A 23,926-nucleotide genomic window follows, 5' to 3' on the forward strand; every position below is an offset into this window, starting at 1 on the left:
GCCGAAGGCGTGCGCCTATTAGCGATTAACGGCGTGGAGCCTACGATCGAGAATATACAAAACGGATCGTATCCGCTAATCGAAGAGTTTTATATCGTCGGCAAAAAGAACGATATAAGCCAAAACGCGCAAAAACTGATCGATTGGTTTTTAAGCGATCAAGGGCAAGCGCTAATCAAAGACGAGGGCTATACGCCAATTAGATAATATAGATCGTAGCAAGCCGATTTATCGGTTGTATATGTTAAGCGCCGTTTAGTTTGTTGCGCGGCAAACGGATTATCAAACGCGCGCGCGAGCTTGCCAAAGGGCGCGCAGGTTTATATAAAGAGCGAGAGAGCGGCTAAAAAGCGCGAAAACATTCGCGCAAATTCGCCGAATAAAACTTGTTATACGCCCGTCGCGCCCAAAAACGCCGTCGCAAATTTGGCAAACGCTAAGCTCTATTTATTAGAATACGGTTTATGAAAAAAGAAGACGATCGTTTCAAAATTGCGATTATCGGAGCCGGCAAAGTGGGCATGACCGCCGCTTACGCCCTGTTGCTTGGCGGCGGTTTTCACGAGATCGCGCTTTACGGACGCGACAAGCGCAAACTGCTAGGCGAAAAACTCGATCTCGAACACGCTACGGCGCTTTCGCATAAAACCGCGATCTCTATCGCCGACGATCCCGCCGAACTTACCAATACGGATATTTTTATATTTTGCGCGGGCGCGGCGCAAGCGATCGGCGAAACGCGTTTGCAGCTTGCCGCGAAAAATCTTAAAATCGTGGACGATCTAACGCCTAAACTGCTAAACGCCTCGCCCGAAGCGATTTTGCTGATGGTTACAAACCCCGTCGATCTGCTTACTTTGCGCGCGAGAGAGATTAACCATTCGCGCGAAGGGCGGATTTTTGGTAGCGGAACGCTACTCGATACGGCGCGGTTTCGCTTTCATTTGAGCGAATTTTTGCCCGTGCATCCGCGATCGATTCACGCCTATGTGCTTGGCGAACACGGCGATCACAGCTTTCCCGTCATTTCAAGCGCGAATATCGGCGGACAGCCGCTGACGAGTTTTAGCGAGTTTTCGCGCGAAAAGGCGCTAGAAGCGTATTATAAGGCGCGAGACGCGGCGAGCGCGATTATCGAAAGCAAAGGCGCGACCTATTACGGAATCGGCGCGAGCATAGCGAAAATCGCCCGATCGATTATCGCGAACGGGCAGTCCGTCTTAACGCTAAGCGCCGTTATAGACGGCTATTACGGGCAGAGCGGCATGGCGCTCTCCGTGCCGTGCGTGCTGGGCAGAAACGGGATCGAAAGGATCATTAAGGTTTCGCTTGACGAGGGCGAACAAGCGGGTCTAAAAAACTGCGTAACGGCGCTAAAAGAGGCGTATTTCTCAAGCAAGCCCCAATAATGCGAAACGGCGTCGGCGAAAACCTTTCGGGTAAATTTAGAAAAACAGGGAGTTAAGCGCGCCGTAAGCCTTCATAAACTCGTTTTTAAACACAAGCGCGAACGAGCCGCACGTCATAACCAAAACGATTAGCGCCAGCAGTATCCGCGCGGGCATTCCAACCACCAGCAGGTTAAAGCTCGGCACCGTTTTCATAATCATTCCGAAAGCTATGTCCGAAAGCAGCGAAAGAGCCAAAATTGGAAAAGCGATCGTCGTTCCCAGCACAAAAAGCCAGCCCAACCCTTTGATCGCGTAGTAAAGATAGTCGTAGCCGAAAACAAACCCGCCAAGCGGCGCGGCAAAAAGCGATTTAGCTAGAAAAAATAAGATCAGATGATGCCCGTCGAACGCCAAAAATAGCAGAATCGCCGTTAAATATAAAAATTGCGCGATCACCGTGCTAGTAGCTTCGCTCTGCGGGTCAATCGCGCTCGCCATTGAAAAGCTCATCGCAAAGCTGATCTGCTCCCCCGCGTATTGCACGGCGCTAAATATAAGATTCAACGTAAAACCGGCGGCAAAGCCAAAAGCGATCTCGCCGATAACCGCCAACAATACGCTCGCGCCGCTTAGCTCGAAATTAAGCGCGGGTAAAAGCGGATAAAAAGAAACGGCGATCAAAAAGGCTATCGCGGCTTTGACGGTAGGATAGATCGACGCGGACGAAAAAAACGGAAAAAAGATAAAAATCGCGCCTATTCTTATAAACAGCAGAACGAAATTGACCACCCTCTCTTCGGTAAAGAAAAAGGCGAAATCGGTCATTGCTCTATCAACGCCCCGTTTTCAAGGCGATAGCGACGATCGGCTTTTTTCGCCAGCGCCTCGTCGTGAGTGACGATGAAAAACGCGCACTGGTTATCGCGCGCGTAGTCGAACAGAATATCCGCCGCTTCGCTCGCCGTTTTGCGATCAAGATTACCCGTCGGCTCGTCGGCAAACAGCAGTTTAGGCTTTTTGGTAAGCACGCGGGCAATTGAAAGACGCTGTTGCTGACCGCCCGATAAACTAGCGGAATCTTGATCTAAAATATGCGATATGCCCAAGCTGTCCAACAGCGTCAAATCGATCTGCGTTTCGCGAAGCAAAGCCGCCACTTGTAGATTTTCTCGCGCCGAAAAACCTCTGAACAGATAGTGTTGCTGAAAAATTAAGCCGATCGTTTCGCGCCGCAATTTGGCAAGCTCGGCGGGTTTAAGCGCGTAAATGTCTCTGCCAAAAGCCTCCGCCCTGCCCGATAGCGGCTTCAGAAACGACGATAGAATATGTAAAAGCGTGCTTTTTCCGCTCCCGCTTACGCCAAGCACGGCAAGGCTTTCGCCGCCTTTAATCTCTAGACAAACCTCTCTGAACAGCGGGTATTCAAACGAGTGCGCGATATTTTCGGCTTTAAGTAGAGTCGTTGATTTGTTCATAACGACGGCATTGTATAGCATTATTATTTATTGCGCGAAAAAAGGCTCGTCTATTTTTCACGCAATATTCACAGAGTTTATTTGATAATCTTAACTAAGCGTATAAGGATATATACAATGGTTAGATTTTTGCGAATCTTGCTGCTGATAGCGCCGATCGCGTATATGTTTGCCGACGACGCGGCGCCCGTTGTAACGGCGGTCGTAAAAAACGGCAGCATTCAACCGCATGAAACGTTTGTCGGTAGTTTGCGTTACGCCGTTTTAGCTAAACTGTCCGCTCAAAGCGCGGCGGTGTTGGAAACAATCTCGGTAAACGCGGGCGATAGAGTTAAAGCGGGGCAAATTCTGGCTACGCAAGACAGCGCGATCCTTTCGGCTAACATCGCCGCTAAAGCCGCCGAATTGAAAAAATCAAAAGCGAGCGACGAGCAGGCGCGCAAAGACGCGGAACGCTACAAAGTCCTGCTCGCGCAAAACAGCGTCAGCGAACAAACTTACGAACAGTCAAGATTAAAAGCGATCGAACTAACCGCGCAAAGCGAAACGTTAGCGGCGCAATTAAAAGCGCTAGAGATCGAAAAGCAAAAGCGTTATATACGCGCCCCGTTTGACGGCGTCGTGGCGGAAAAGCACGTGAGCGAAGGCGACTATTTAAGCGCCGGCGCGCCCATAGTCAGCCTCGCCAAAACGGATAGCATAGAGCTTGCCGTCTATCTGCCCGCCGCCACGATCAACCGAATTGAAACGGGGACTAAGGTCGGCGTAAACGTTTTGGGCGAAGATTACGCCGCTACGATCGCCGGCATATCGCCGCGAGGCGACGCAAGCTCGCGCCTATTTTTAACCCGCGTCGTTTTCGACAAGCCGAGCGCAAAGCTGCTAGAGGGCATGGAAGCGACGTTGAAAATCGCTTCGCAAACGCGCGAGAACGCTCTGCTAATCGACCGAGACGCGGTAGTTAATCGTTTTGGCGGCGACGTGGTTTTTTACGTAGAAAACGGCGTGGCGCAGAGCGCGAACGTCGAGATTTTAGGCTACGACGGACAGAACGCGGCGTTAAAATCGACGACGCTTAAAGAGGGAATGCGGGCTATTGTTAAAGGCGCCGAGCGTATAGCGCCTAATCAGTCGGTAAAACCGCTGTAAATGAACGTCGTTAAGTTCGCGATCTCAAAACCTGTCGCGATCGCCGTAGGCTTGATTTTGATCGCGCTGTTTGGCGTGATCGCCGTAACGCGCCTGCCCTATCAGCTTACTCCCGACGTAAGCCGCCCTGAAATATCGGTGATAACCCGCTGGAGCGGCGCGACGCCTTATGAAATCGAAAGCGAAGTAGTCGAGCCGCAAGAAAAAGTCCTAAAAAATATCGAAAATCTGGAGGAATACGAAAGCTCCTCTAGCACGGGAGCGGGGCGCATTACGCTACGCTTTAAGCTGGGATCAGACCTGCAAAAAGCGCTGTTAGACGCTTCAAACAAGCTAAGCGAGGTCAGAAGCTACCCCGACAACGTGGATAAACCCGTGCTTCGCGCCACGGGCGAAACCGCGCCGGTTTCCGTCTGGATGATGTTGCAGACGTTAGAGGGCAACAATCGCGAAATAGCGACCTATCAAACCTTTTTAGACGAGGAGATCACGGAGTATTTCGAGCGAATCGAGGGGGTCGGCGAGCTATCTATCAGAGGCGGAATCAGCGACGAAATCCACATCATAATCGATCCCATACGCCTCGCGGCAATGGGACTTACGATCGATAACGTTATAAACGCGATCGGCGGCGAAAATCTAGACATATCCGCCGGAACGCTAGAGCTTGGCAGGCGCGCTTACCGCGTTCGCACCGCCGCGAAATACCAAACGCCCGAAAGCGTGGGCGAAACTATTTTGCTATCGGACGGACTTAAGCGCGTTATGCTTAAAGACGTGGCGGCGATAGAGCTTGGAAGCGCGAAAAAAACGGGGATCGGGCTGTTTATGGGCAAACCCGGAATCTCGATCGGCGTTCGACCCGAAGCGGGCGCGAACGTGGTTGAAATGACGGATCGCATCGAAGCGACGGCAAAGCGGCTCAATGAAACTATTCTGAAAGATCGCGGCTTAGAGATCGTATGGAACTACGATCAGCGCCCCTATATTCTAGGCGCAATCGATCTTGTGAAGCAAAATATCGCCTTTGGCGGGATTTTGGCGGTGCTTGTTCTATTTGTGTTTTTGCGCTCTTTTACGCCGACTATGGTCGTAGCCGTCGCCATACCTTTAAGCGTAATCGGAACGTTTATCGTGTTGAACGCTATGGGGCGATCGCTGAACATTATCTCCCTAGCGGGCATTAGCTTCGCGGTGGGAATGCTTGTGGATAGCGCGATCGTGGTGCTTGAAAATATCGATCGCCACAAGCTGATGGGAAAGCCGTTTCATGTCGCCGCTTACGACGGCGCGGTAGAGGTGTGGGGGGCGCTGGTTATATCGGCTTTGACCACAATCGCCGTTTTCGCGCCGATCATCTTTTTGGAAGACGAGGCGGGACAGCTATTTAAGGATATAGCCATCGCCGTAACCGCCGCGATCTCCTTTTCGCTTTTTATCTCCGTTTTGGCGATTCCGATGCTCTGGCGGCAGATGATGCTTTTTACCAAACGGCGGGAAACCTCGTTGATCGCGGAGAAAATCGGCGCTTTTGGCGCGGCGCTACGAAATCTATTTATGAATCTAGTCGATTTGGCGTTAGTTAGCCACGCGACGCGAGCGCTAACAATCGGCTCGTTAGTCGCGCTCTCAATCGGTTTCGTATGGCTTGCCTTCCCTAAACTCGAATATCTGCCGGAAGGCAACCGCAACCTCGTTCAAAATATGTTTGTCTTGCCGCCCGGGCTCTCCTACGAAGAGGTTAAAGCAATAGGATATTCAATTTTTGACCAGATACAGCCCTATATAGACGAGGAAAAAGACGGCTACCCGCAGATAGCTAGAGCTTTTTTCAACGCGGGCGGATCGTGGATGTTTATGGGCGTAAGCGCCGTAAACGAGGATCGCGCCGGCGAGCTAATCCCTCTGCTTAGCCCGATCGTAAATAGTTTTCCGGGCGTAAGGGCGATCACAAAACAAGCAGGCGTTTTTGAACGCGGAATGGGAACAAGCCGATCCGTCAACGTTGACGTTACCGCCGAGGCGATGGATGAGATCGCCGATTACGCCGATCGGCTAATGAAAGCCGTAGGCGACGGCATACAAGGATCGCAGGTGCGCCCCGTGCCGTCGATCGAGCTTATATATCCCGAAGTTACGATCACCCCAAGAAGCGATCGACTTAAAGCGCTTGGAATGGACGCTAGATCGCTAGGAATCGCGGCGGACGTATTGCTTGACGGACGCAAAGTGAGCGAATATCAAGGCGCGAGGCTTAAAAAAATCGACCTGATCTTGCAAACGCCGGCAAGCGCGGTAGCCTCGCCCGAAGATTTAGGCAAATCGCTGATTGCGACTCCAAAAGGTCAAATCGTGCCGCTTGGAGAGTTAGGCGATATTAAACTAGGACAAGGCGCCACGGAGATTAGACGCTTTCAGGGCAGGCGCACTATCACCCTTCAGGTTTCGCCGCCGCGCGACGTAACCATTCAAGAGGCGATGGAGAGGATCGACGAGATCGCCCCCGAAGTTCTAGCGGATAGCAAAACCGCCGAAATTAGGCTAAGCGGCACGGCGGATAAATTAACGCAGACGGTTGACGCGCTTAAATGGAATTTTATCCTGGCGATCGTCATAACCTATCTGCTGATGAGCGCGCTTTTTGGCAATTTTCTTTATCCGTTTATTATTCTTTTTACGGTGCCGTTAGCGACGGCGGGCGGTTTTCTAGGATTGAGCATGACAAATTGGTTTTTAACGCCGCAACCTCTGGACATTCTTACGATGCTAGGCTTTATCATTCTGGTCGGCGTGGTGGTAAATAGCGCGATTTTAATCGTTCATCAAAGTTTGAACTTCGTAAGAAACGACGGAATGGAACATATCGCGGCGATCAAAGAGGCTGTCCGCATTAGATTGCGCCCGATCTATATGAGCGCGCTGACCTCCGTGTTCGGAATGCTTCCGCTGGTGTTAGCGCCCGGACCCGGCAGCGAAATGTATCGCGGGCTTGGCAGCGTAATTACCGGCGGTCTTATGGTCTCCACTATATTTACGGTTTTCATCATACCCGCTCTCCTTAGTTACGCGATCAAATGGGAAAATATGCGAAAGGGCGAATATTGAGAGCCGAGCGCTTAACGTATAAAGCTAGAACTAATTTAGGAAGTTTTTACACGCCTAAACGCGTCGTTGATAAATCGCGTAAAGAGATAGAGGCGCGCCTATGAAAACCGTTTTAGCGGCGTTATTTCTCGCCGCGACGTTAAACGCGCTAACGCTTGATCAGGCGATTGACTTGGCGCTGAAAAATCACGCCAAAATCGCGGAGGCGCGAGCGGCGTATTACGCGGCAAACGAGCGAGAAAACGGAGCGATCGCAAACTTTCTGCCCACGATCGGCGCTTCGCAAACGCGCTACGATCGGGAGACTACGACGGCAAGCTCGCGGCAAACGACGCGATTTTACGCGAATCTAAACCTCTTTGCGGGACTTGGCGATTACGCGAACGCTAGAGCCGCCAACTGGACGAAAAACGCCAAACGATACGAGTTTGACGCTACGCGAGCCGATATTATTTTGGAGACGAAATACGCCTTTTACGGCTACCTGAAAGCCAAAGACACGCTTGCGGCGGCGCAAGAAAATATGAGAGCCACGCAAAAACAGGCGAAAGACGCGCGGGCGTTTTTCGATCAAGGGTTAATTGGCAGTTACGAAAGACACGCGATTGCCATCGAGGCGCTACAAAGCGAGCAAACTACGCTTAACGCGCTCAGCGCTCTGGAGGTGGCTAAATTAACGCTTCAGCGCGTAATAGCGCAACCGCTTTCAGACGAACCGATCGCGCCCGCGCCGCCAAAAACGACTCTTTTTGATCGAAAAAGGCTAAACAATTTGACGCTAAAAAATCGCAGCGAGATCAAAAGCCTATTGGCGCAGATAAACGCGCAAAAAGAGCAAAAAACCAAAGCGTTAAGCCCCGCCCTACCCTCCGCCGACTTGCAGGTCGCCAAAGAAAAATACGAATACGAAAGCGGATTTAGCGGAATCGACGAGCAAACGACGACGACGCTTACGCTTACTTGGCAACTACCGGGCGTGGTAAAGCCCTATTTTGATCGCGAAGCGGCGCTTTACGATCAGCGCGCGCTTGAAAGCCGTCTAGCCGATCTAAAACGAACGCTGGAATTGCAGCTCGCCTCCGTTAGCGAACGGCTCCTATTAGCGGAAAAAGCGTTTGAGGTCGCCAAAGAGAGCCTAAAATTAGCGGAGGAGAATTTGCGAATCGCGCAAAACCGCTTTAACGAGCAGATCGCAAGCGCCAGCGAGCTGATCGACGCGGACGCGGCGCTGTGGAAAGCCAAAGAACAATACACGCTCTATTATTACGATAAACTCTTGGCGTTAGCCGATCTTGAGCGGGTTACCGAATCCGATCTGACCAAGCCGTAACCGCTTAAATTGCGCGCTTTGTGGTTTTCTAAGCGTCGATTGCGGCTATAGTTTCTCTAGCGCTCGTCGGCGCTTCGTTATATTAAATTAATATAAATATTTTTAATTATATATTTTTACAAAGTTTAGCGATTTTTGCGATTTTACGAAAACAGAGGCTTCGTTGGGCGTTATTTCCCGTTTTTACGCCTACAAAGTTTATTTTAAGTTTGGAGCGCTATAATTTTGCGCTTTAACTGATTTACGAACCGATCGTGTCGTAGTCTGCGTTGATGGCGCCGCTTATGTTTCAAACGGCGCTATATCGTTACCTGTTACAATAAGACCCGATTTTCAGGGGATTGAGACAATCGTCTTCCGAGCTTCATAGGCTGCTCCGAGCAGGTTACAATAAGACCCGATTTTCAGGGGATTGAGACAAACGTCGCCGCAAGAGAGGGCGTCGGCATTGTTACAATAAGACCCGATTTTCAGGGGATTGAGACCCAACAGCCCACTTCCCAAGCAGCGGGAGGTGTTACAATAAGACCCGATTTTCAGGGGATTGAGACATGCCGTCTCGAAGGCACTTTTGATTACCTTGCGGTTACAATAAGACCCGATTTTCAGGGGATTGAGACTGTTTTGAGAGGGGTCTATCTCCTCCTCGTTCAGGTTACAATAAGACCCGATTTTCAGGGGATTGAGACGTAGTCTTTCCGTATCGGTCGAGCTTGAATTTCTCGTTACAATAAGACCCGATTTTCAGGGGATTGAGACACCTTACGAGACTCCCATGCCGTCCCTAACAGGAGTTACAATAAGACCCGATTTTCAGGGGATTGAGACCATTTTGCCCAACCAAGGCAGGTCATTATAGAGTTACAATAAGACCCGATTTTCAGGGGATTGAGACGGGCATGACCGCCGCTTACGCCCTGTTGCTTGGGTTACAATAAGACCCGATTTTCAGGGGATTGAGACAGCTCAAGCAAGCTCAGCTCAAACGCGGACTTGATGTTACAATAAGACCCGATTTTCAGGGGATTGAGACCTCAAGCAAGCTCAGTTCGAAAGCCGACTTGATGTTACAATAAGACCCGATTTTCAGGGGATTGAGACTTAATTGGTTTTTGGTTCTTTCGCGCAAAAGCGGTTACAATAAGACCCGATTTTCAGGGAATTAAGACGCTTGCGAAGCCGCAGAACCTATCGAGCTGCCTAAACCTTTCATCTTAAACGAAGTATCAACTGAACAATTGATCAATCAAAATACTGAACGGATAGAAGGAGAAATTTATAGACGATAAGCGGTTATGATTAGGCTTAATAGCCCTCTTTGCTATATTTCGGGCTGGAATCGGATTTGTAGCGGCTATTTAGATATTTGGCGCTTTTGCCCTATTTATTCTGGCGTTTGTATTTGACGCTTTGACTATCCAAACGCCCCGTAGCCCCGCTCAACGTTTTGGGGCTTTCTATCCTTGCCAGATCGCCGCAACTTCAAGGCGCTATGGCGCGGAATATTAGCTCGCGTCCTTTTTCCTAAACGATCGCGATTTTATTGAAAGTTACACGTTTCGACGGCGGTAAGCCGCGCATCGCTTCGCGCGGGTATGACTGGGAAGAGGCGAACGATAAACAAAGCGACGCATATACGCGAGTTTCGCGTCGCCGTTAAACCAAAAATAGTTTGTCTAATAGCGATCTTATAGAAATCTGTGATACGGCGCGCCGAAAACCGCCTCTATTTTTTTAGCCGTTTTAACGCTAATTCGCCTTGCGCCGCGTTCCATATCGGAGATAACGTTTTGTTTTATGCCAATCTTTTGCGCAAATTCGCCTTGCGTCAGACTATGTTTAAGGCGCAAGCATTTAAGAGCGATCGACGGGCAAGCTTCGTTGCCGCCGTTCTCGCAATCAAGCTCTATCTCGTGTCCGCTTAGGCGCAAAAAAGCGCATACGGCTTCCGCCACGCTTTTTGCCTCCTCTTGATTAGACACGGCAAGGATCGCCTCGCAACCCTTTGCTCCTCGTCTAAGCGACATTTTTACTTTCACTAAAGTTTAAGCCCCAAAAGCGCGTCTAGCATTATTTGTATCGTGCTGATCACTCTAGCGTTCGCCGAATAGCCCGCTTGGAAACGAATCAAATTCGCTAACTCCTCGTCAACGTTCACGCCGCTTATAGAGGTAAACTGCGTTGATACGCTGTTTTCAACCGCCGTAGCGGTTTCCAAAGAGGTAACCGAAGTCGCCGTATCTTCCGCCAGCGTTCCCGCGAGAAACTTGTAGCGCCCCATAATCGTTTCGCTTGAAATCGAGCCGTCGAGATTCAAAAACGACACGTTTTGATATTGAAGCTGTTGCATCGCGTTGGCAATCTCGTTGTTGCCGACTACGGGCAAATCATAAGCCTGGATTTTGGCGGGATCGTTTTTGAAAACGGTATTTAGATCGATATTTTTTGCGCTGGAGCCGTCAAAAAATCTATTAAGCCCGATCGCGCCCGCAAAACCCGTTTTATCATCAACAATGTTAAACGACAGTTCGGAGTTTTGATCCTTTACGTCGATACGCAAGCGGTTGCCGTCAAATCCCGCGACGATAAAATCGTCGAGGTCGTTTGCCATATCGTTATCCGCGTTATCGTCAACGCGAGGCATATTTATCTGCGCGGCGATTCCGCTCAAAGTGGAGTAAAGCGGATTGGTCGATCGTTTGTCGATCGTTATCTCTCTAGCCGCGATCTGAACGCCGTTGACGTCGTATATGCCAATCGTGAACGTCCCGTCCTCAACGGCAAAAGGAATATCCGTCGCCTCGAGCGTTTCGAGGTTTTTAGCGCCTGTCATATCCAGCGCTCCGCGAATTAGGGACATATCCTCCGATATAAGCGCCGCGCCGAGTTTCGTAGAGGCGCCCGTCGTGCCGGTAACTAGCGTCAATTGCCCGCCCGCGACGCGCGCCTCGCCGTCGAGGTTTCGCGCGCTTAACTGCGCGTTGATAGCCTCCGCGACCTGCCAAAGACTCATTGTTTGGGGATCGATATGCACGATAATATCGGATTGTATTCTGTCGCCGTTTTGATCGTAAGCGACTATTGTCATATCGCCCTCTTGAACCTTGCTTAGCAAAACGTCCTTGCCAAGATCGGCTATCGCCGTATATCTCGCGTTTGAGGCGCTAACGGTTACGGCGTCTCCGATCTGATCGCTTGTCATGCTAGTCACGGCGCTAGAGGCGTAAATCTGATTTGTCGATTGTATCAACCCGCGCGCGAAAACGTCGAGAGCGTCTTTGTATTTTTGCAAAAGCCCGTCCGCCGCCTCGCCGGTATTCTCGTCAAAAGATCGCCCGCGCAAATCGAGTATCGCGCCTAGCTTGCCTCCCGTAATATCTTTGCTAATGTCGATTAGGCTCAGATCGCGTTGCTGAAAATAGACGGCGTTCTGCGCCCCCGCCCCGCTCGCCGTAGCGCTTGAAACGATCGGGTGAAAACTGTTGTCGCTGACAATCGCGAACCCGCCCAAAACTATCGAGTAATTCTCGTCGTAATCGGCGACGTTGGAGTCAACCTGCGTCATCGTCTGAACGCCCGTTTTTATGATCTGCGCGCCGGTAAGTTTCTGAATTTGCAGCTCAAGATTATCGCGCTCGTCGCGCAACTGGTTCGCGTGGCTGTAATCGCTCGCTTCGACCTCGCGTATTTTTTGGTTTATGCTCGCGATCTCTTTGGCTAGTTTATTAACCTCGTTGACGACGCTTATAACCTGTTCGTTCTCAAGCCTCTGCATTTCGCTTAGTTTGTCGCGTATCTGGCGCATACTCAAGGCGAGATTTTTCGCGGCTTCGGCGACGACTGTTTTTTGCGAGCTTTCCGTAGGATTAGCCGAAAGTTTCTGCCACGCGCTGAAATAGTTCAACAGATCGCGCTGAATGCCCGCCTCGTCAATATCCGGAAAGTATTGCGACGCATCCTGAAGCGTCTGCGTCATATGTTCGTAAAACTGTAGGTTTGTCGCCGCGTCGCGATAGCGGGCGTAAACAAACTCGTTATGCACGCGGATCACCTGATCTACGGTCGCGCCCGTACCTATATCGCCCGGATTAACGTGCAGGGAGAAACGAGAGCTTATATCGACTTTTTGGCGCGTGTAGGACGTATTTTCCGCGTTGGCTATATTGTTGGAGATAATATCGGTAGCCAATTGAGAGACTTGCAAACCGGAATAGCTTGTCCATAGCGCCGAAATTAAAGACATCGATCAGCCTCTCGTTTCCAAAAAACCGGCGTTAGCGAGTTTAACGCCGTCGTAACCATTTTGCTCGCTCGGCAAAATAGCGCGCAAAAGCGACGAGTAAAACTCGCCGATCGTCAAAACCAGCGAAACAAGCCGCTTATTTAACTTATGAAGATCAACTAACGAGCGTTTAAGTTTTTCTAGTAAATCGCGCTCTTCAAGAGTAATCACGCTGGAGAGATCGGCGCTCGGATTGTTCGCCGCGACCTTTAAGATCGCTTGATCCAAAAGCGTTTTTTGCGTCTGAAAAGACGCGACAAGGTCCTCTTTAGCCTTTGCGCGGTTAAACAGCTCGTCGTGTTTCGCCTCTTTAATATCGGATAAATCCGACTCGGTGATTGCGATTAGTTTTTCTAGCGTGTCGTTGGCGGTTCTAAGTTGTTTGGCGATCATCGTAAATGCCCCCTTCTGTTCCGAGAACGGGGCGAGAAGTTAAATCAAAGCCTCCGCTACTTTTTCGGCGGTCTTGTCAAGGTCAAATTTATATTTTCCCTGCTCAAGCTCTTTTTTGATCTCCTCGACCCTGTTTTGAGGTTTTTGAACCTCTTGCGCTTTCGCGCTATCTTTAGCGATACTTAAAGCCGCCGCGCCGCCGATTTGGGCTTGCGTAATGGGCGTAATCATTTGCTATCCTTTTTCCAAACTAACGGTTTGTTTATTTGCAACTAAATCGGCGGCATTCATTTTTCTTGAACCTCGTTTTGCAAGAAATTAAATAAAAGTTCGCTGTATCCAAACCCGCCCGACAACGCCGAAGCTAAAGTTTCGTGATAAAGCGATCGGTAAATCTCGCTCCCCGCGCCTTTGCCAAACAGCGGATTTTCCGCCGGCATAGCAATATCCAGCGTCTGCTTCAACAGTAGCGCCTCGAAGTTGTCCGTCTGCTCTCTTAGCGCGGCTTTAGTATTTGGCGCTCTATTGATTACGTCGCCCAAAATCGCGTTTCTAGGTAGCGCGGACTCGTAGGTTTCTATTGTCAATGTATCTCCAATTCCGCTTCTAACGCGCCGGAGCGTTTTAAGGCTTGCATAATAGCGATCACGTCGTTTGCGTTTGCGCCTATCTGTTGCAACGCGCCGGCGATATTGGCGACCGTAAGCGCTCTGCCGTCCGGCGAAAGACTTTCGTCGATATTAAGCGTGATCGCGTTGTGCGATATTACTACGGGATTGACGCGAACGTTCGTCCCCGCCACGATAACGCCGCTTTTTTCGTCGATCGTTACCTTGTTTGGAACAGAACTTGGAGCGTTTAGATTGCCCACCGCCGATAAAAACTCGACCATGCTTATATCTTTGGGCTTTTTAAGGTTAATGGATCGCGCGTCGATCGCGTTGGCGATTCGCTCGCCGTAACGCTCGTTAATAATATTCTGGATCGCTACCGCGCCGTCTAGATCGCTCTCCTTCAAGCTCAAAACCGCCGTTTCGCGTCCCGCGAGATCGAATCGCGCCTCCTGCTCTATAATCGCGCCGTTTACGATCCGCGCGCTGTTCGTCTGCGCGTTTCCAATCGTGGACAACGCCCCCTGCGCCAAAGCGTAAATGTTGCCGTCCGCGCCTTTAAGCGCCGTCATCAGCAACGTTCCGCCTTTCAGACTTTTAGCGTCGCCTATAGAACCCACTTGAATATCGACGCGATCGCCTTGCCTAGCAAACGGCTCTAGCTTAGCCGTTACCATAACCGCCGCGACGTTTTTGCTGTTGACGTCGCTTTGCGAGACCTTGATATTAACGCTTTGAAGCAAGTTAGCCAGCGTCTGCGTAGTGATCGCGCCCGTCGTTCCGTCGCCCGTGCCGTTTAGCCCCACCACCAGACCAAAGCCCATAAGTTGATTGTCGCGGATTCCTACGACGTTGGCGATCTCTTTGATCGGTCGCGCCAACAACGAGTTGACGCATACGAACAAAAAAAGCGCGATCACGGCGACGCGCGCCGCGCTCTCAAATCGATTAGCGCGCTCGTCGCCTCCAAGTAAAACGCTTAATCTGATCATCGCCGCTCCACACAAAACTTTTTCGTTTTGTAGCAACTAGCGTTCCAATAGATAGTAACTGAGCGTCGTTTTGCCAAACTTTCTACGTTTTGAAATCGCGAACGATCCTAAATTATCCTCTAGCCGAAAGCCTGAGCTGTGTTCTACGATAACGCCCGCCGCTACCGTCGGCGAAAGCGAGGCGATCGCCGCTTGCGTTTTTTCGTAAATATCCGAAAATCCTTCGCGGATCGAAAAGGGCGGATCGAAATAAAATCGCGCCCTTTTGCCGGTAGATTCCAGATACTTAACGACGCTTGCGATCAGCGCGAACGCGTCGCCGAAAAACAATTTCGCGTTATCTATCTTTAACGCGGCGATATTTTGCTCTAAAATTTTGAAAACCTCGCGATCGCGCTCTATAAAAATCGCGAAACCGGCGCCGCGGCTGATCGCCTCCAGCCCGACCGATCCGCTTCCGGCAAAAACTTCCACAAAGGCTAAATCCTCGATTTCGCCCTGAAGCGCGTCGAATATCGATTCGCGCGCGATCGACTTAGTAGGACGCGCGCCGTTTATCTTGGGCAGAAGAAACTTGCGCCCTTTCAGCGATCCGCCGATAATTTTTGCGCAATTCATCTTGACCTCAGCAGCTCCAAAAGCTCTTTGATATAACGTTTTGTGAGCGCGGAGATTTTCTCGTCGAGATCGCGGCGAAACTCGGCGCCAAGCAGTCCGATCGCGGCGGATTTCGCCCTCTCCAAAGCCTCGAACCGATCGATCGCCGATAGTAGCGACTCCCCGCTAAAAGGCTTTGGTATATGCTCGCCAATTATCAGCAGCGGTTTGTCGGCGACAAAAGCGCGATCCGCGACGATAAGATCGCAACGGTTTATCGGGGCTAATTTGTTTTTAAGCGTTCTTTCAAGCGCCTTTCTAAGGAGCAAAGAATCGCACGAGATCGCGATCAGAGCCATTTTTTCGCCTAATCTGTTAAAAATCGCTATATACTAACCTGTTTGGTATTAAAAATATTTCGTTGCCGACGATTTAGTTGCGAAGCCTCCTTTTATAACGTAGGGGGTTCAAGGAGTCTCTCATGGAAATAAACGGTATAAGCTCCGGCATCTCTCCAATAGCCGTTAACGCGGGGCAGGAAACGCGGCGAAACGAGCGGGTCAAACAGACCGATTCGTCTCAAGAAATTGCGCGGAGAGCCGAAAAAGCGGGCGAAGAGGCGCAAATAAGCAGGGAGCGCTTCGAGGAGCTCGTCTCTAATCTCAACGAATCGGCGCAGACGCTCAGAATGCAGCTTCGTTTTGGTTACAGCGAGGACATCAAAGGGCTTTACTTGAGCGTGCTTGACGCTGAAAGCGGCGATATTATTCGCCAGATTCCCAGCGAACAGGCGATTAAGTTTATAGCCCGAATGCGAGAAGTGGCAGGATTATTGCTTGACGAAAGAGTATAGAGTTATTTTTATTTAACTGAAAGGATAAGTTATGGCTGTAGGTTCCGTAAGTATGTTGGGGTTAAGCCTGGGCGGGCAGAGCGCGCTCAACGCGGATTTGATAGATCAATTAAAAGAAGCCGATAAAAGCGTGATGATCAAACCTCTTGAAACGCAACTGACAAAAATATACAAAAAACAAGAAGATCAAACGACGCTCGTCGGCAAATTGGATAGTTTCTACTCCGTCGTTTCGGGGATTTCCAGCGAATTAAGCTATCTCAAACGCGACGTAAGCGTGGGCGGCGATTCGGTAAGCGTAACGGCAAACGACGGCGTGGATATACAAAATATGACGCTTCAGGTTAATCAGTTAGCCAAAAATTCGGTGGCGCAACTTGGCAAGCAGTTTCAACAGGAGAACAGCGTCGTCTATAGCGAAACTGATACGCTTACGCTCAAAATCGTCCGCGCCGCCGATCAAAACGCCTACGACGCGACTAAGGACGAAAACGGAGATACGACGGCGACGCTTAGCGCAATAGAGATCGAGGTAAAAAGCGGTATGACGCTAAGCGAGCTTAGAGACGCGATTAACGAGGCGAGCGGCGGCAAACTAAGCGCGTCGATTCTCAACGTAGGCGGCGACGATCCGTATAGCTTGATTATTAAAAGCGCGCAAACGGGAGCCGACGAGGAGCTAAGTTTTCATTGGTTTAACGGCTCGCAGGAGCTAAACGACGGCGACGCGGGTTACATAGAATTCAACGCCACGCAAACGGCGCAGGACGCTAAGTTTGTTTATAACGGATTAACTATAACCAGATCGAACAATAAAGTGTCCGATCTGGTTTCCGGTCTTACGATCGAGCTAAAAAAAGCCGACTCGATCGAGACAAACGTCGCCATTACGCGCAATCTGTCCAGCTTGTCCGAACAGATGCAGGCTTTTGTGGACGCGTATAACGAACTGACCAATTTTTTAGGCGAGATAACTAAATACGACGCGGATTCCGGCGAAGCGGGCAGTTTTCAGGGCGATAACAGCGTTAGCTCGATTCGCGGGGAACTGAGCAAAATACTATTCGCTACGAATGAAGACGGCAAAAGCATATCGGATATTTCGCGAGCGCAATACGATCTAAACGGCGAGGTTATCGGTATGTTTTTCGCCTTTAACCTAAGCGAAAACGGCGTTATAGTATTTGATAAAAATACCTTTGAACAGGCGTTAGAAAAAGACCCCGAAGGGACGGAAAAGTTGCTTCGCGGCGTAACCGACGTCGTAGGCGCGCAAGCGGTAGGCTCCGCTACGCCTAGCGGACATGACGTCTCTTATAGCGCGGGCGATCTGGTTATAAACGGCGTGGCGATCGGCGCGGTGAGCTTTAGCGCCGCCGATTCGTCTCAACAAAACGCGCAAAAACTACTAGAGGCGATCAACGCCAAAACATCTGAAACGGGCGTGTCGGCAAAACTCGGCGCTAACGGCGCGAACTTAATTTTATACAACGACACGGGCGATTCAATCGTAATAGGCGGCGCCAAAGCCTCCGAGCTTGGTTTGCCTACGGGAACGTTTAGCGGATCGACGACGAATAAAAACGGCATTTTTTCTAATCTCGACGCGTATGTGGATAAGCTCGTAGGTTTTTGGGAAGACGCGCGAATGACGCTTGTGGAAAACCGCCTAAAAAGCGACGTAACAAGCCTAACGGAAAGCATACAAAAAGCGCTGGATCGCATTAACGCTAAATATTCGCTTATGACGGCGCAGTTTGCCTCGTATAACGCGCTGATCAGCAAATATGAAGCCTCGTTCAACGCCGTTCAACAGATGATAGAACAAGCGGCGAACGCGGATAGCTAACCTATGAACAACGGATATACCGCCTATTCGCAAAATGCGGCGACCGTTCAGTCGCCGTATAAGCTTGTGCAAATGCTTTTTGAAGGCATATTAAAGTTTGTCGCGCAAGCCAAAAAATCGATGGAAGACGGCGATATTGAAAAACAGGTTTATTGGATTAACCGCGCGATCGATATTTTTACGGAGCTTATGGCTTCGCTAGATTTTTCCGAAAACAACGGCAGTATGAGCGCCTATCTGCAAGGCTTATACGCCTATCAGATAAAGTTGCTAACGGAAGCTAATATGGAATGCGATCCGTCGCGGCTGGACACAACGTTAAAAGTAGCCGGAGGGTTGCTTGAGGCGTGGAATGAAGAAACTGGATTAAACGATGAATCAAGCGCGTAAATGGAACGACGATCTTAAGATCGCCATTGTCAACGAAGAAATAGAAACAATCGCGAAACTGCAAGGCGAAGCGCCGATCGCGTTTGAAGATCAAAACGACGCAAAAGAGTCAGCCGCGCTAATCGCCGAAACGATCTCTTTGCTTAAACGCAAGCGAGAACAGATACAGATCGAAATCGAACAGATTCAAAGGGCGATCGCGTATCAGAGATCGCAAATCGGCGCGAACGCGAAACGCTACAAAACCGTCGGCTAACAAGCGCGCGATTAGCCGCGCCGTTTCTAATAGCCTCTTGTTCGGCTCTGTTTAGCGAATTAAAAGATTGCGCGTATTCTTTTCGCGCGAGCATATTGTTAAACGCTTGGACGCGCTTCGCCTCTTTCTCGTCGTAGAGCTTCCATATCGGATTATTGGTATCGGCGCGAGACTTAGGAACAACGGTGGCTTGCGGATTGATAAGCGCAGGAACAGGTTGCGTCCTCGCGCTTAAACCGAAAGCGTCGGGATTAGCCGCGACGCCTTGCGTTTGCGCTCTTTGTATAGTTTCGGGCGTTGGCGTATAGGCTACGTTTTGTGTTACGCCTTTTGCCGCCATTCGCTCGCCGATAGAGGAAAAAGAGGGAGCGGGTTTAAGAGCTTTATATCCCGCGACGGCATACGGGATAGATACGTTTATACCCGCGCCTAAACCTCCCATTAGTAGGGCTTCGTCGATTTTCTCGTCGGTCGTTAGCGCGTCGTTCCCGTAGTTTTTAGATACGGAGTAGCCTACGCCCGTAGCCGCTCCCGTAGCGGCGTTGATAGGCGCGGTTTTTGCCAGAGAGTTTAGGGTTTTACCCGCGAGGTTAGAGCCTCTAAAGTATATGCCCGCCGGAATAGCGTTAATAGGGTGGGCGATTATCTCGCCCGCCGTCGCCCAGCCCGAATTGATCTGATTTTCTAGCAGGGCTTTTTCGTAGTTCGCTCGCTTTTGGTCTTGCTCTCTGCCTACAAGTTTGGCGGTTGAAGCGGTTATCTCTTTGAGAGGCTTGCCCATTCCCGCCGCGAGACTTCTAACCTTGTCCGTTAGCGTAGGATTATCGAGGCGATCGCTATAGAGAAACTTATCGTTAGCCGCGTCATAGACGTATGTATCGCCCCCCTCGTCTTTGACGTATGGGTCGCGTTGGAAGGTTCGCGCTACGCCGCTACCGCGCGTAGCTAAGCGGCGTTAAAAGCCCGCTTTTATGCGAACAAATAGGCGATCGTTTTGCTCGAAGGCTTTGTAGGGCGACAAATCCCCAAAATAGTCGATCGCGCCTATCGCGATCAGATAGTTATCCGCGATCTCGTAATCGCCCTGAAGCCGCGCCGCGCCGCCGCTTTCGCCCTCCTGAATGTTGAGCAGAATCGTAGCGGAGAGTTTAAGTCTGGCGTTGAACAAATCGCGTTGAATACGCGCGGCGTAGTTTTGCGCGCGCGTTTGCCCCTCGCGCTCAAACGCCGCCTCAAGCGCGATCGTCGTATCGGCAAAGCCCAAATACTCGGCGCCCGCGAGAAAGCGACGTTTGTCGAAATCGCCCGCGCGATCGCGCCAAAGCGCCGCTTCGCCTTTTAGCGAAACGTCCCCGATCGCAATCGCCGCCGCCGCAGCCCCCATATTCGCTCTTGCGTGGTTGCGAATCTCGTCGAGATAGAGCGAGGCGGCGTGCAGGGATAGGTCCCACCCCTCGAAAACGCCGAGCGCCGCGATCGCGCCCTGCGCGCCGTTTGGCTTGTCTGAATCCGGAATATTAAACGGCGCAAATTCGCTTGGCGCGCGCGGACGTTTGCTAAACCTTGTCTCGCCGATCGCGATCGCCTGCAAATCCCAATCGCCAACGTAGTAATCCAGCCGCGCCATAGCGACGCCAAGCCGCAAGTCGCCAATATCCGTCGCCATCGGCTCTCGCAGATCGAGCGGATTTAGCGCGTCGGTTACGCGCAACATATCGCTTTTGCCCCAAACGACAATCTGCCGCCCGATCTTTATATCCGCCGCGCCAAGACGCGCCTGCAAAAACGCCTCGTTAAGCTCCGCGCCGCTCTTTGCCGCCGCGTATTTCGCGCCCTCGTAAAGCCCGCTCGCGTTTATCTTAAAAAACGCGCTTTCCCACGCCGCGTATTTTGCCTCCAGCGCGCCCTCCAGCCGTAGCTGCCGCCAATGATCGCGCGCGTTATCGTCGTCGAACTGATAGGCGCTTTTTAGCGCCGCCGATCCGCTTACGCTTAACGCGCTTCGCTCTTTGCTCGCCGCCGCTTTTGGCGCCTCTATCGCGGCGAAATCGTCCAGATCGTCCGCCAAAGCGAGCGAGGCGATCGCAAACAGATGAAACGCCCTGTTCATAACCCGCGCTCGATACCCCGAATGGTGAAAAACTCGTCGTCTAGCTTCTGGTTGAAGCGGACGTTTTCAAAGCGCAGTATGGTTGAATGGACGACTACATTGTCCTGCTTTACGCTCATGCGTAGCTCTAGCGGTTGCCAAATCCCGTCTATTTGCTCTAGCTTAGGCGCGTCGAAAAACTTTACCCTGCCCCTTTTGCTCTCGTAATTGACGGCGCGGACGATCACGAAATTATCTTTGCGAACTAGCGCGATCGTTTTGGTATAGCCCGTCGTTTCGATTATCTTCGCGTCCTTTGGCGTCGCCTCGATCGTCCAGCACATAGCGCCGTTTGCCTCGCGCTCGCCTTGCAAAACGTAGGTATAGTCGTCCAGATTGCGATCATTAAGATCGTTATAGCTGAAATCTGATCCCATAAAGCTACCGCTTTGATCGCTTCTGGCGATCCGTTTGGTTTTTCTTAACGAGGGCATATAAAGCCACTGATCGTCGTCGCCCGATTTGCGATCAAAGGTCAAAAAGCCCGTGTTTTTCACATCCGAAGGCTCGATAAAGAATATCGCTTTTTTGGTCAGATCGCCGTCCTCTTTCTTGAACTGCCGCATAACGCGCTCGCGGACGCGATTTGCGCCGTCAATTAACGTCATTCGCATATCGGCGCTCATCAGATCGCCCTTGTCGCGTTCGTCAACCTTTTTCATAATCTCATACGCTTCGTCGGCGAACAAGATCGCCGCCGACACAGCCAGCAAAGCTAAAACTCGCATTTTCCCCTCCTTGCCCACAAAATTAACAGCGCCGGCGTAAGCAAGAAATCGGCGATTAGCGCCAACATAATGCACACGCCCGCTATCAGTCCGAAATTGACGATATTTTGCATAAACGCAAACAGATAGACGCTAAAGCCGACGGATAAAACGACGCTTGTGATCGTCATGGCGCGCCCAACGCCAAGTAGCGTCATTCGGATCGCTTCGGCGGCGTTTTGGCGCTCTAAGTAGTATCGTTTGAAGTTGTATATAAAATGGATCGTATCATCTACGATCAAGCCAAGCACAATAGAGCCGACCAGCATAACGAACATATCAAAAGGCACGCCTGTTAATACCATATACGCCATGCCGATCGTAATTGGCGTAAGGTTGGGAATCATCGAAAACAGCCCCAGCTTTACGCTTCCAAACGCAAAAAACATCATCGCCGTAATCGCAACGATCGCCGCTAGGTAACTGATCGCCGTCGATTCCACCGCGGCGCTAAGCGCGCGGCAGACCAGCGGCATTAAACCGGTAATCTCTACGACGGCGTTGGGAAACGCCTCTTTGTAGATCGCCTCTAGCCGCTCTACGATCTTTTCGCCCTCGATCGCGTCCAAAAAGGGCGTTTTGTGCGTAACGCGCGTTTGGCTGTAGTCGTAAGAGGCTATCTCGTTAAGATCGTCGCTGCTCGACGAGCTAAACAGCAGCAGCTCTTCGGCGATCGCGCCGCGAGAGTCGGGAAGGCGATAAAAATCGTCGTCGTTCTCGTTCAACGCGCGATTGATCTCCTTTATGATGGTGGTAACGCCTATCGTCGTTCCTATGAGATCAACCTCTTTGGCTTTGGCGATCGCCTCCTCCAAAGCGCGCGCGTTGCTCGGATCGTAAAGCGCGTTTGGCTCGCCAAAGTCGATTGTCGCCTCGATCGTAACCGTGCCGCGCATTCTCTCGTCAAACAGCGCGGTGGTCGTCCGAATATCGCTGTCTTTGGGAAACCAGCCCATCATATAGTGGCTAAGACGCGCCTGCGTTAAAAGCGCGATCGAGAGGATAAGCAAGAGGGCGAACGTCGCCGCGATTGTTTTGGGATAGCGCGCGCTAAAGTTCCCGACGCCGATTAGAAAGCGATCGAATACGGAGGGGCGATCTTGTCTTACGCGCCGTTTCATGGGCGTTATAACCAGCAGGGCGGGCAACAACGTAAGCGTTAGAACGGCGGAAATTAGAATGCCAAAGGGCGCGAACAACCCTAGATCGACAAAGGGATCGATCTTCGCGGTTACAAACGAGCCGATACCCGCTATCGTCGTCAGCGAGGTCATTACGATCGGAAAGAAGCAGTCGCGCGCCGCTTTGATAACCGCCGCCTTTTTATCCCCGCTCTCGTCGAAGGCGCGGTAAAAGACCGCCAGCAGATGCACGCACGCGCCCACGCCGATCGCGAGCAGGAGCGTCGGCATAACCTGCGTGGGCAGTTTGATGGGAATACCCAGCCGCGCGAGCAGTCCAAGCATAGCGAACAAACTAAGTATCACGACGATAAGCGGATAGACGACGCCGCTAATACGGCGGAAAAACGCGAACAGCATAATCGCGATCGCCGCTATAAGCAGCTTAATAAAGAGCCGTATATCGCTCTCCATCATACGCTTGAGCCGATCGGTAACGACGGGCGATCCAAGCAGACGCAGCGGCGTTAATTCGCTCTGCTCGTCGCTTACGATCGCCGAAATCGCCTTGACAATCTCGCTGTTTTGCTCGTCGCTAAGCGGTCTGACCTCGGCTAAATCTTGAGAAAAGCCGTCGAGATCGTCCGTCGCTTCGGCGACGCTTACGCGGCTTTGAGTGCGGATAATAATCGCCGTTATTGTCGCGTTTTCGTCGATTATGCGGTTGATATAGAAGGGGTTGCGAAGCGCGCGCGCCTTTATTTCGGCATACTCCTTGGGCGTTTGCGGATCACCGTCGAATAGCTCCCCCACGATAAGCGCGTCCGCTTCGCCTCGCGTGTCGCGCGCGGTTATCAGGCTATCGACGCGGGAGATATAGGGAACTTCGTTTTCGATTCGCCTATGAAGCCGCCTGATCTTGTCCGTCGCTTCGGGGGTAAAAATATCGGGCGCCTCCACAGAAACGATAATCATCTCGTCTCTGCCGTAGCGATCTAGAAACTCGTTGTAGGTCGTCAGCCACGGATCGTCGGACAGAAGCATCCCCTCCGTCGTGGTGTCCAGACGCAACTCTTTGATATGCCAGCCAAAAAAGAGGCAGAGCGCGACGGAACAAACGATCGTCAAAAACGGGCGTCCGACCGCGAACAAAGCCAGCGCGTTTAGCGCCCGATCAAGCCGCGATCGCATATCTCTCCTTTTAGCGAACCATTAT

The 23,926-nt window shown here is 51.2% G+C and carries 21 protein-coding genes, 1 pseudogene and 1 CRISPR repeat array; of the genes and pseudogenes, 8 read left to right on the forward strand and 14 right to left on the reverse strand.

All coding sequences use genetic code 11. The annotated features are described in order from the left end of the window. Both LBF86_00205 and LBF86_00210 read left to right on the forward strand, forming a co-directional pair. On the forward strand, positions 1-207 hold a 207-nt coding region (locus LBF86_00205; GenBank protein MDR0663938.1), incomplete at its 5' end, for a phosphate ABC transporter substrate-binding protein, PhoT family. Between the two features lie 257 nt (positions 208-464). Next, positions 465-1,409 (forward strand): L-lactate dehydrogenase, encoded by a 945-nt coding sequence (locus LBF86_00210; protein ID MDR0663939.1) that lies wholly within the window; start codon positions 465-467, stop codon positions 1,407-1,409. Between the two features lie 36 nt (positions 1,410-1,445). Here the strand turns inward: LBF86_00210 and fliR are convergent, their stop codons facing one another. Then, a complete protein-coding gene (fliR, locus tag LBF86_00215) occupies positions 1,446-2,216 on the reverse strand; it encodes a flagellar type III secretion system protein FliR (protein MDR0663940.1) in 771 nt (256 codons plus the stop codon). Beyond that, complete coding sequence (locus LBF86_00220; protein MDR0663941.1) at positions 2,213-2,866, reverse strand: ABC transporter ATP-binding protein; 654 nt, start codon at positions 2,864-2,866, stop codon at positions 2,213-2,215. The genes fliR and LBF86_00220 overlap by 4 nt, the downstream gene beginning before the upstream one ends. Positions 2,867-2,983: 117 nt before the next feature. Here LBF86_00220 and LBF86_00225 point away from each other — a divergent pair, with 117 nt between their 5' ends. The 3 genes from LBF86_00225 (at position 2,984) to LBF86_00235 (ending at position 8,450) form a co-directional block, all read left to right on the forward strand. Then, entirely contained in the window at positions 2,984-4,015 is a 1,032-nt protein-coding gene (locus LBF86_00225) for an efflux RND transporter periplasmic adaptor subunit (protein ID MDR0663942.1), read from the forward strand. Further along, positions 4,016-7,120 (forward strand): efflux RND transporter permease subunit, encoded by a 3,105-nt coding sequence (locus LBF86_00230; protein MDR0663943.1) that lies wholly within the window; start codon positions 4,016-4,018, stop codon positions 7,118-7,120. Between the two features lie 100 nt (positions 7,121-7,220). Further along, positions 7,221-8,450 carry a TolC family protein gene (locus LBF86_00235; protein ID MDR0663944.1) on the forward strand — a complete coding sequence of 410 codons (1,230 nt, stop codon included), beginning with the start codon at positions 7,221-7,223 and terminating at the stop codon, positions 8,448-8,450. A 313-nt stretch (positions 8,451-8,763) separates the two neighbouring features. Next, positions 8,764-9,619: a CRISPR direct-repeat array (repeat unit 35 nt; unit sequence GTTACAATAAGACCCGATTTTCAGGGGATTGAGAC). 519 nt (positions 9,620-10,138) lie between these two features. On the opposite strand, the gene LBF86_00240 is transcribed toward LBF86_00235, so the two are convergent. The 8 genes and pseudogenes from LBF86_00240 to LBF86_00275 form a co-directional block, all read right to left on the reverse strand. Beyond that, on the reverse strand, positions 10,139-10,489 hold the full coding sequence (locus LBF86_00240; protein MDR0663945.1) for a helix-turn-helix transcriptional regulator: 351 nt from the start codon (positions 10,487-10,489) through the stop codon (positions 10,139-10,141). Next, positions 10,489-12,693 (reverse strand): flagellar hook-associated protein FlgK, encoded by a 2,205-nt coding sequence (gene flgK, locus LBF86_00245; GenBank protein MDR0663946.1) that lies wholly within the window; start codon positions 12,691-12,693, stop codon positions 10,489-10,491. The genes LBF86_00240 and flgK overlap by 1 nt, the downstream gene beginning before the upstream one ends. 3 nt (positions 12,694-12,696) lie before the next feature. Continuing rightward, the gene (locus tag LBF86_00250) at positions 12,697-13,125 is read right to left on the reverse strand and encodes a hypothetical protein (GenBank protein ID MDR0663947.1); all 429 of its coding nucleotides are present in this window, start codon (positions 13,123-13,125) and stop codon (positions 12,697-12,699) included. A gap of 39 nt (positions 13,126-13,164) precedes the next feature. Continuing rightward, positions 13,165-13,356: a flagellar biosynthesis anti-sigma factor FlgM gene (locus LBF86_00255; protein MDR0663948.1), complete on the reverse strand. Its 192-nt coding sequence runs from the start codon at positions 13,354-13,356 to the stop codon at positions 13,165-13,167. 56 nt (positions 13,357-13,412) lie between these two features. After that, positions 13,413-13,625: pseudogene (locus LBF86_00260) on the reverse strand (rod-binding protein). 83 nt (positions 13,626-13,708) lie between these two features. Continuing rightward, entirely contained in the window at positions 13,709-14,728 is a 1,020-nt protein-coding gene (locus LBF86_00265; GenBank protein ID MDR0663949.1) for a flagellar basal body P-ring protein FlgI, read from the reverse strand. 36 nt (positions 14,729-14,764) lie between these two features. Continuing rightward, positions 14,765-15,346 carry a 16S rRNA (guanine(966)-N(2))-methyltransferase RsmD gene (gene rsmD, locus LBF86_00270; protein MDR0663950.1) on the reverse strand — a complete coding sequence of 194 codons (582 nt, stop codon included), beginning with the start codon at positions 15,344-15,346 and terminating at the stop codon, positions 14,765-14,767. After that, on the reverse strand, positions 15,343-15,684 hold the full coding sequence (locus tag LBF86_00275; GenBank protein ID MDR0663951.1) for a hypothetical protein: 342 nt from the start codon (positions 15,682-15,684) through the stop codon (positions 15,343-15,345). The genes rsmD and LBF86_00275 overlap by 4 nt, the downstream gene beginning before the upstream one ends. 122 nt (positions 15,685-15,806) lie before the next feature. Here LBF86_00275 and LBF86_00280 point away from each other — a divergent pair, with 122 nt between their 5' ends. From LBF86_00280 to fliS, 3 genes are read left to right on the forward strand one after another with little or no spacing between them, the layout of a single operon-like run. Further along, positions 15,807-16,178, forward strand: coding sequence for a flagellar protein FlaG (locus LBF86_00280; GenBank protein MDR0663952.1), 372 nt, complete (start codon positions 15,807-15,809; stop codon positions 16,176-16,178). Positions 16,179-16,209: 31 nt separating this feature from the next. Next, on the forward strand, positions 16,210-18,027 hold the full coding sequence (gene fliD / locus LBF86_00285) for a flagellar filament capping protein FliD (protein ID MDR0663953.1): 1,818 nt from the start codon (positions 16,210-16,212) through the stop codon (positions 18,025-18,027). Positions 18,028-18,030: 3 nt separating this feature from the next. After that, positions 18,031-18,417: a flagellar export chaperone FliS gene (gene fliS / locus LBF86_00290; protein ID MDR0663954.1), complete on the forward strand. Its 387-nt coding sequence runs from the start codon at positions 18,031-18,033 to the stop codon at positions 18,415-18,417. A gap of 143 nt (positions 18,418-18,560) precedes the next feature. Here fliS and LBF86_00295 read toward each other — a convergent pair whose 3' ends face one another. From LBF86_00295 to LBF86_00310, 4 genes are all read right to left on the reverse strand, one after another. Further along, positions 18,561-19,454: a hypothetical protein gene (locus tag LBF86_00295; GenBank protein MDR0663955.1), complete on the reverse strand. Its 894-nt coding sequence runs from the start codon at positions 19,452-19,454 to the stop codon at positions 18,561-18,563. A gap of 174 nt (positions 19,455-19,628) precedes the next feature. After that, positions 19,629-20,783, reverse strand: a complete 1,155-nt coding sequence (locus tag LBF86_00300) for a hypothetical protein (protein MDR0663956.1) — start codon at positions 20,781-20,783, stop codon at positions 19,629-19,631. Continuing rightward, positions 20,780-21,550: an outer membrane lipoprotein-sorting protein gene (locus LBF86_00305; GenBank protein MDR0663957.1), complete on the reverse strand. Its 771-nt coding sequence runs from the start codon at positions 21,548-21,550 to the stop codon at positions 20,780-20,782. Before LBF86_00305 ends, LBF86_00300 begins: the two co-directional genes overlap by 4 nt. Then, positions 21,538-23,901, reverse strand: a complete 2,364-nt coding sequence (locus LBF86_00310) for an MMPL family transporter (protein MDR0663958.1) — start codon at positions 23,899-23,901, stop codon at positions 21,538-21,540. The genes LBF86_00305 and LBF86_00310 overlap by 13 nt, the downstream gene beginning before the upstream one ends. Between the last annotated feature and the right edge of the window lie 25 nt (positions 23,902-23,926).

It is taken from the genome of Helicobacteraceae bacterium, from assembly GCA_031258155.1.
Taxonomy (GTDB): Bacteria; Campylobacterota; Campylobacteria; order Campylobacterales; family SZUA-545; genus JAIRNH01.

What these genes read in the sequence shown, in the direction of transcription:
- LBF86_00210 (MDR0663939.1), top strand. Translation starts at nt 465, where the DNA reads ATGAAAAAAGAAGACGATCGTTTCAAAATTGCGATTATCGGAGCCGGC.
- fliR (MDR0663940.1), bottom strand. Translation starts at nt 2,216, where the DNA reads ATGACCGATTTCGCCTTTTTCTTTACCGAAGAGAGGGTGGTCAATTTC.
- LBF86_00220 (MDR0663941.1), bottom strand. Translation starts at nt 2,866, where the DNA reads ATGAACAAATCAACGACTCTACTTAAAGCCGAAAATATCGCGCACTCG.
- LBF86_00225 (MDR0663942.1), top strand. Translation starts at nt 2,984, where the DNA reads ATGGTTAGATTTTTGCGAATCTTGCTGCTGATAGCGCCGATCGCGTAT.
- LBF86_00230 (MDR0663943.1), top strand. Translation starts at nt 4,016, where the DNA reads ATGAACGTCGTTAAGTTCGCGATCTCAAAACCTGTCGCGATCGCCGTA.
- LBF86_00235 (MDR0663944.1), top strand. Translation starts at nt 7,221, where the DNA reads ATGAAAACCGTTTTAGCGGCGTTATTTCTCGCCGCGACGTTAAACGCG.
- flgK (MDR0663946.1), bottom strand. Translation starts at nt 12,693, where the DNA reads ATGTCTTTAATTTCGGCGCTATGGACAAGCTATTCCGGTTTGCAAGTC.
- LBF86_00250 (MDR0663947.1), bottom strand. Translation starts at nt 13,125, where the DNA reads ATGATCGCCAAACAACTTAGAACCGCCAACGACACGCTAGAAAAACTA.
- LBF86_00255 (MDR0663948.1), bottom strand. Translation starts at nt 13,356, where the DNA reads ATGATTACGCCCATTACGCAAGCCCAAATCGGCGGCGCGGCGGCTTTA.
- LBF86_00265 (MDR0663949.1), bottom strand. Translation starts at nt 14,728, where the DNA reads ATGATCAGATTAAGCGTTTTACTTGGAGGCGACGAGCGCGCTAATCGA.
- rsmD (MDR0663950.1), bottom strand. Translation starts at nt 15,346, where the DNA reads ATGAATTGCGCAAAAATTATCGGCGGATCGCTGAAAGGGCGCAAGTTT.
- LBF86_00275 (MDR0663951.1), bottom strand. Translation starts at nt 15,684, where the DNA reads ATGGCTCTGATCGCGATCTCGTGCGATTCTTTGCTCCTTAGAAAGGCG.
- LBF86_00280 (MDR0663952.1), top strand. Translation starts at nt 15,807, where the DNA reads ATGGAAATAAACGGTATAAGCTCCGGCATCTCTCCAATAGCCGTTAAC.
- fliD (MDR0663953.1), top strand. Translation starts at nt 16,210, where the DNA reads ATGGCTGTAGGTTCCGTAAGTATGTTGGGGTTAAGCCTGGGCGGGCAG.
- fliS (MDR0663954.1), top strand. Translation starts at nt 18,031, where the DNA reads ATGAACAACGGATATACCGCCTATTCGCAAAATGCGGCGACCGTTCAG.
- LBF86_00295 (MDR0663955.1), bottom strand. Translation starts at nt 19,454, where the DNA reads ATGGGCAAGCCTCTCAAAGAGATAACCGCTTCAACCGCCAAACTTGTA.
- LBF86_00300 (MDR0663956.1), bottom strand. Translation starts at nt 20,783, where the DNA reads ATGAACAGGGCGTTTCATCTGTTTGCGATCGCCTCGCTCGCTTTGGCG.
- LBF86_00305 (MDR0663957.1), bottom strand. Translation starts at nt 21,550, where the DNA reads ATGCGAGTTTTAGCTTTGCTGGCTGTGTCGGCGGCGATCTTGTTCGCC.
- LBF86_00310 (MDR0663958.1), bottom strand. Translation starts at nt 23,901, where the DNA reads ATGCGATCGCGGCTTGATCGGGCGCTAAACGCGCTGGCTTTGTTCGCG.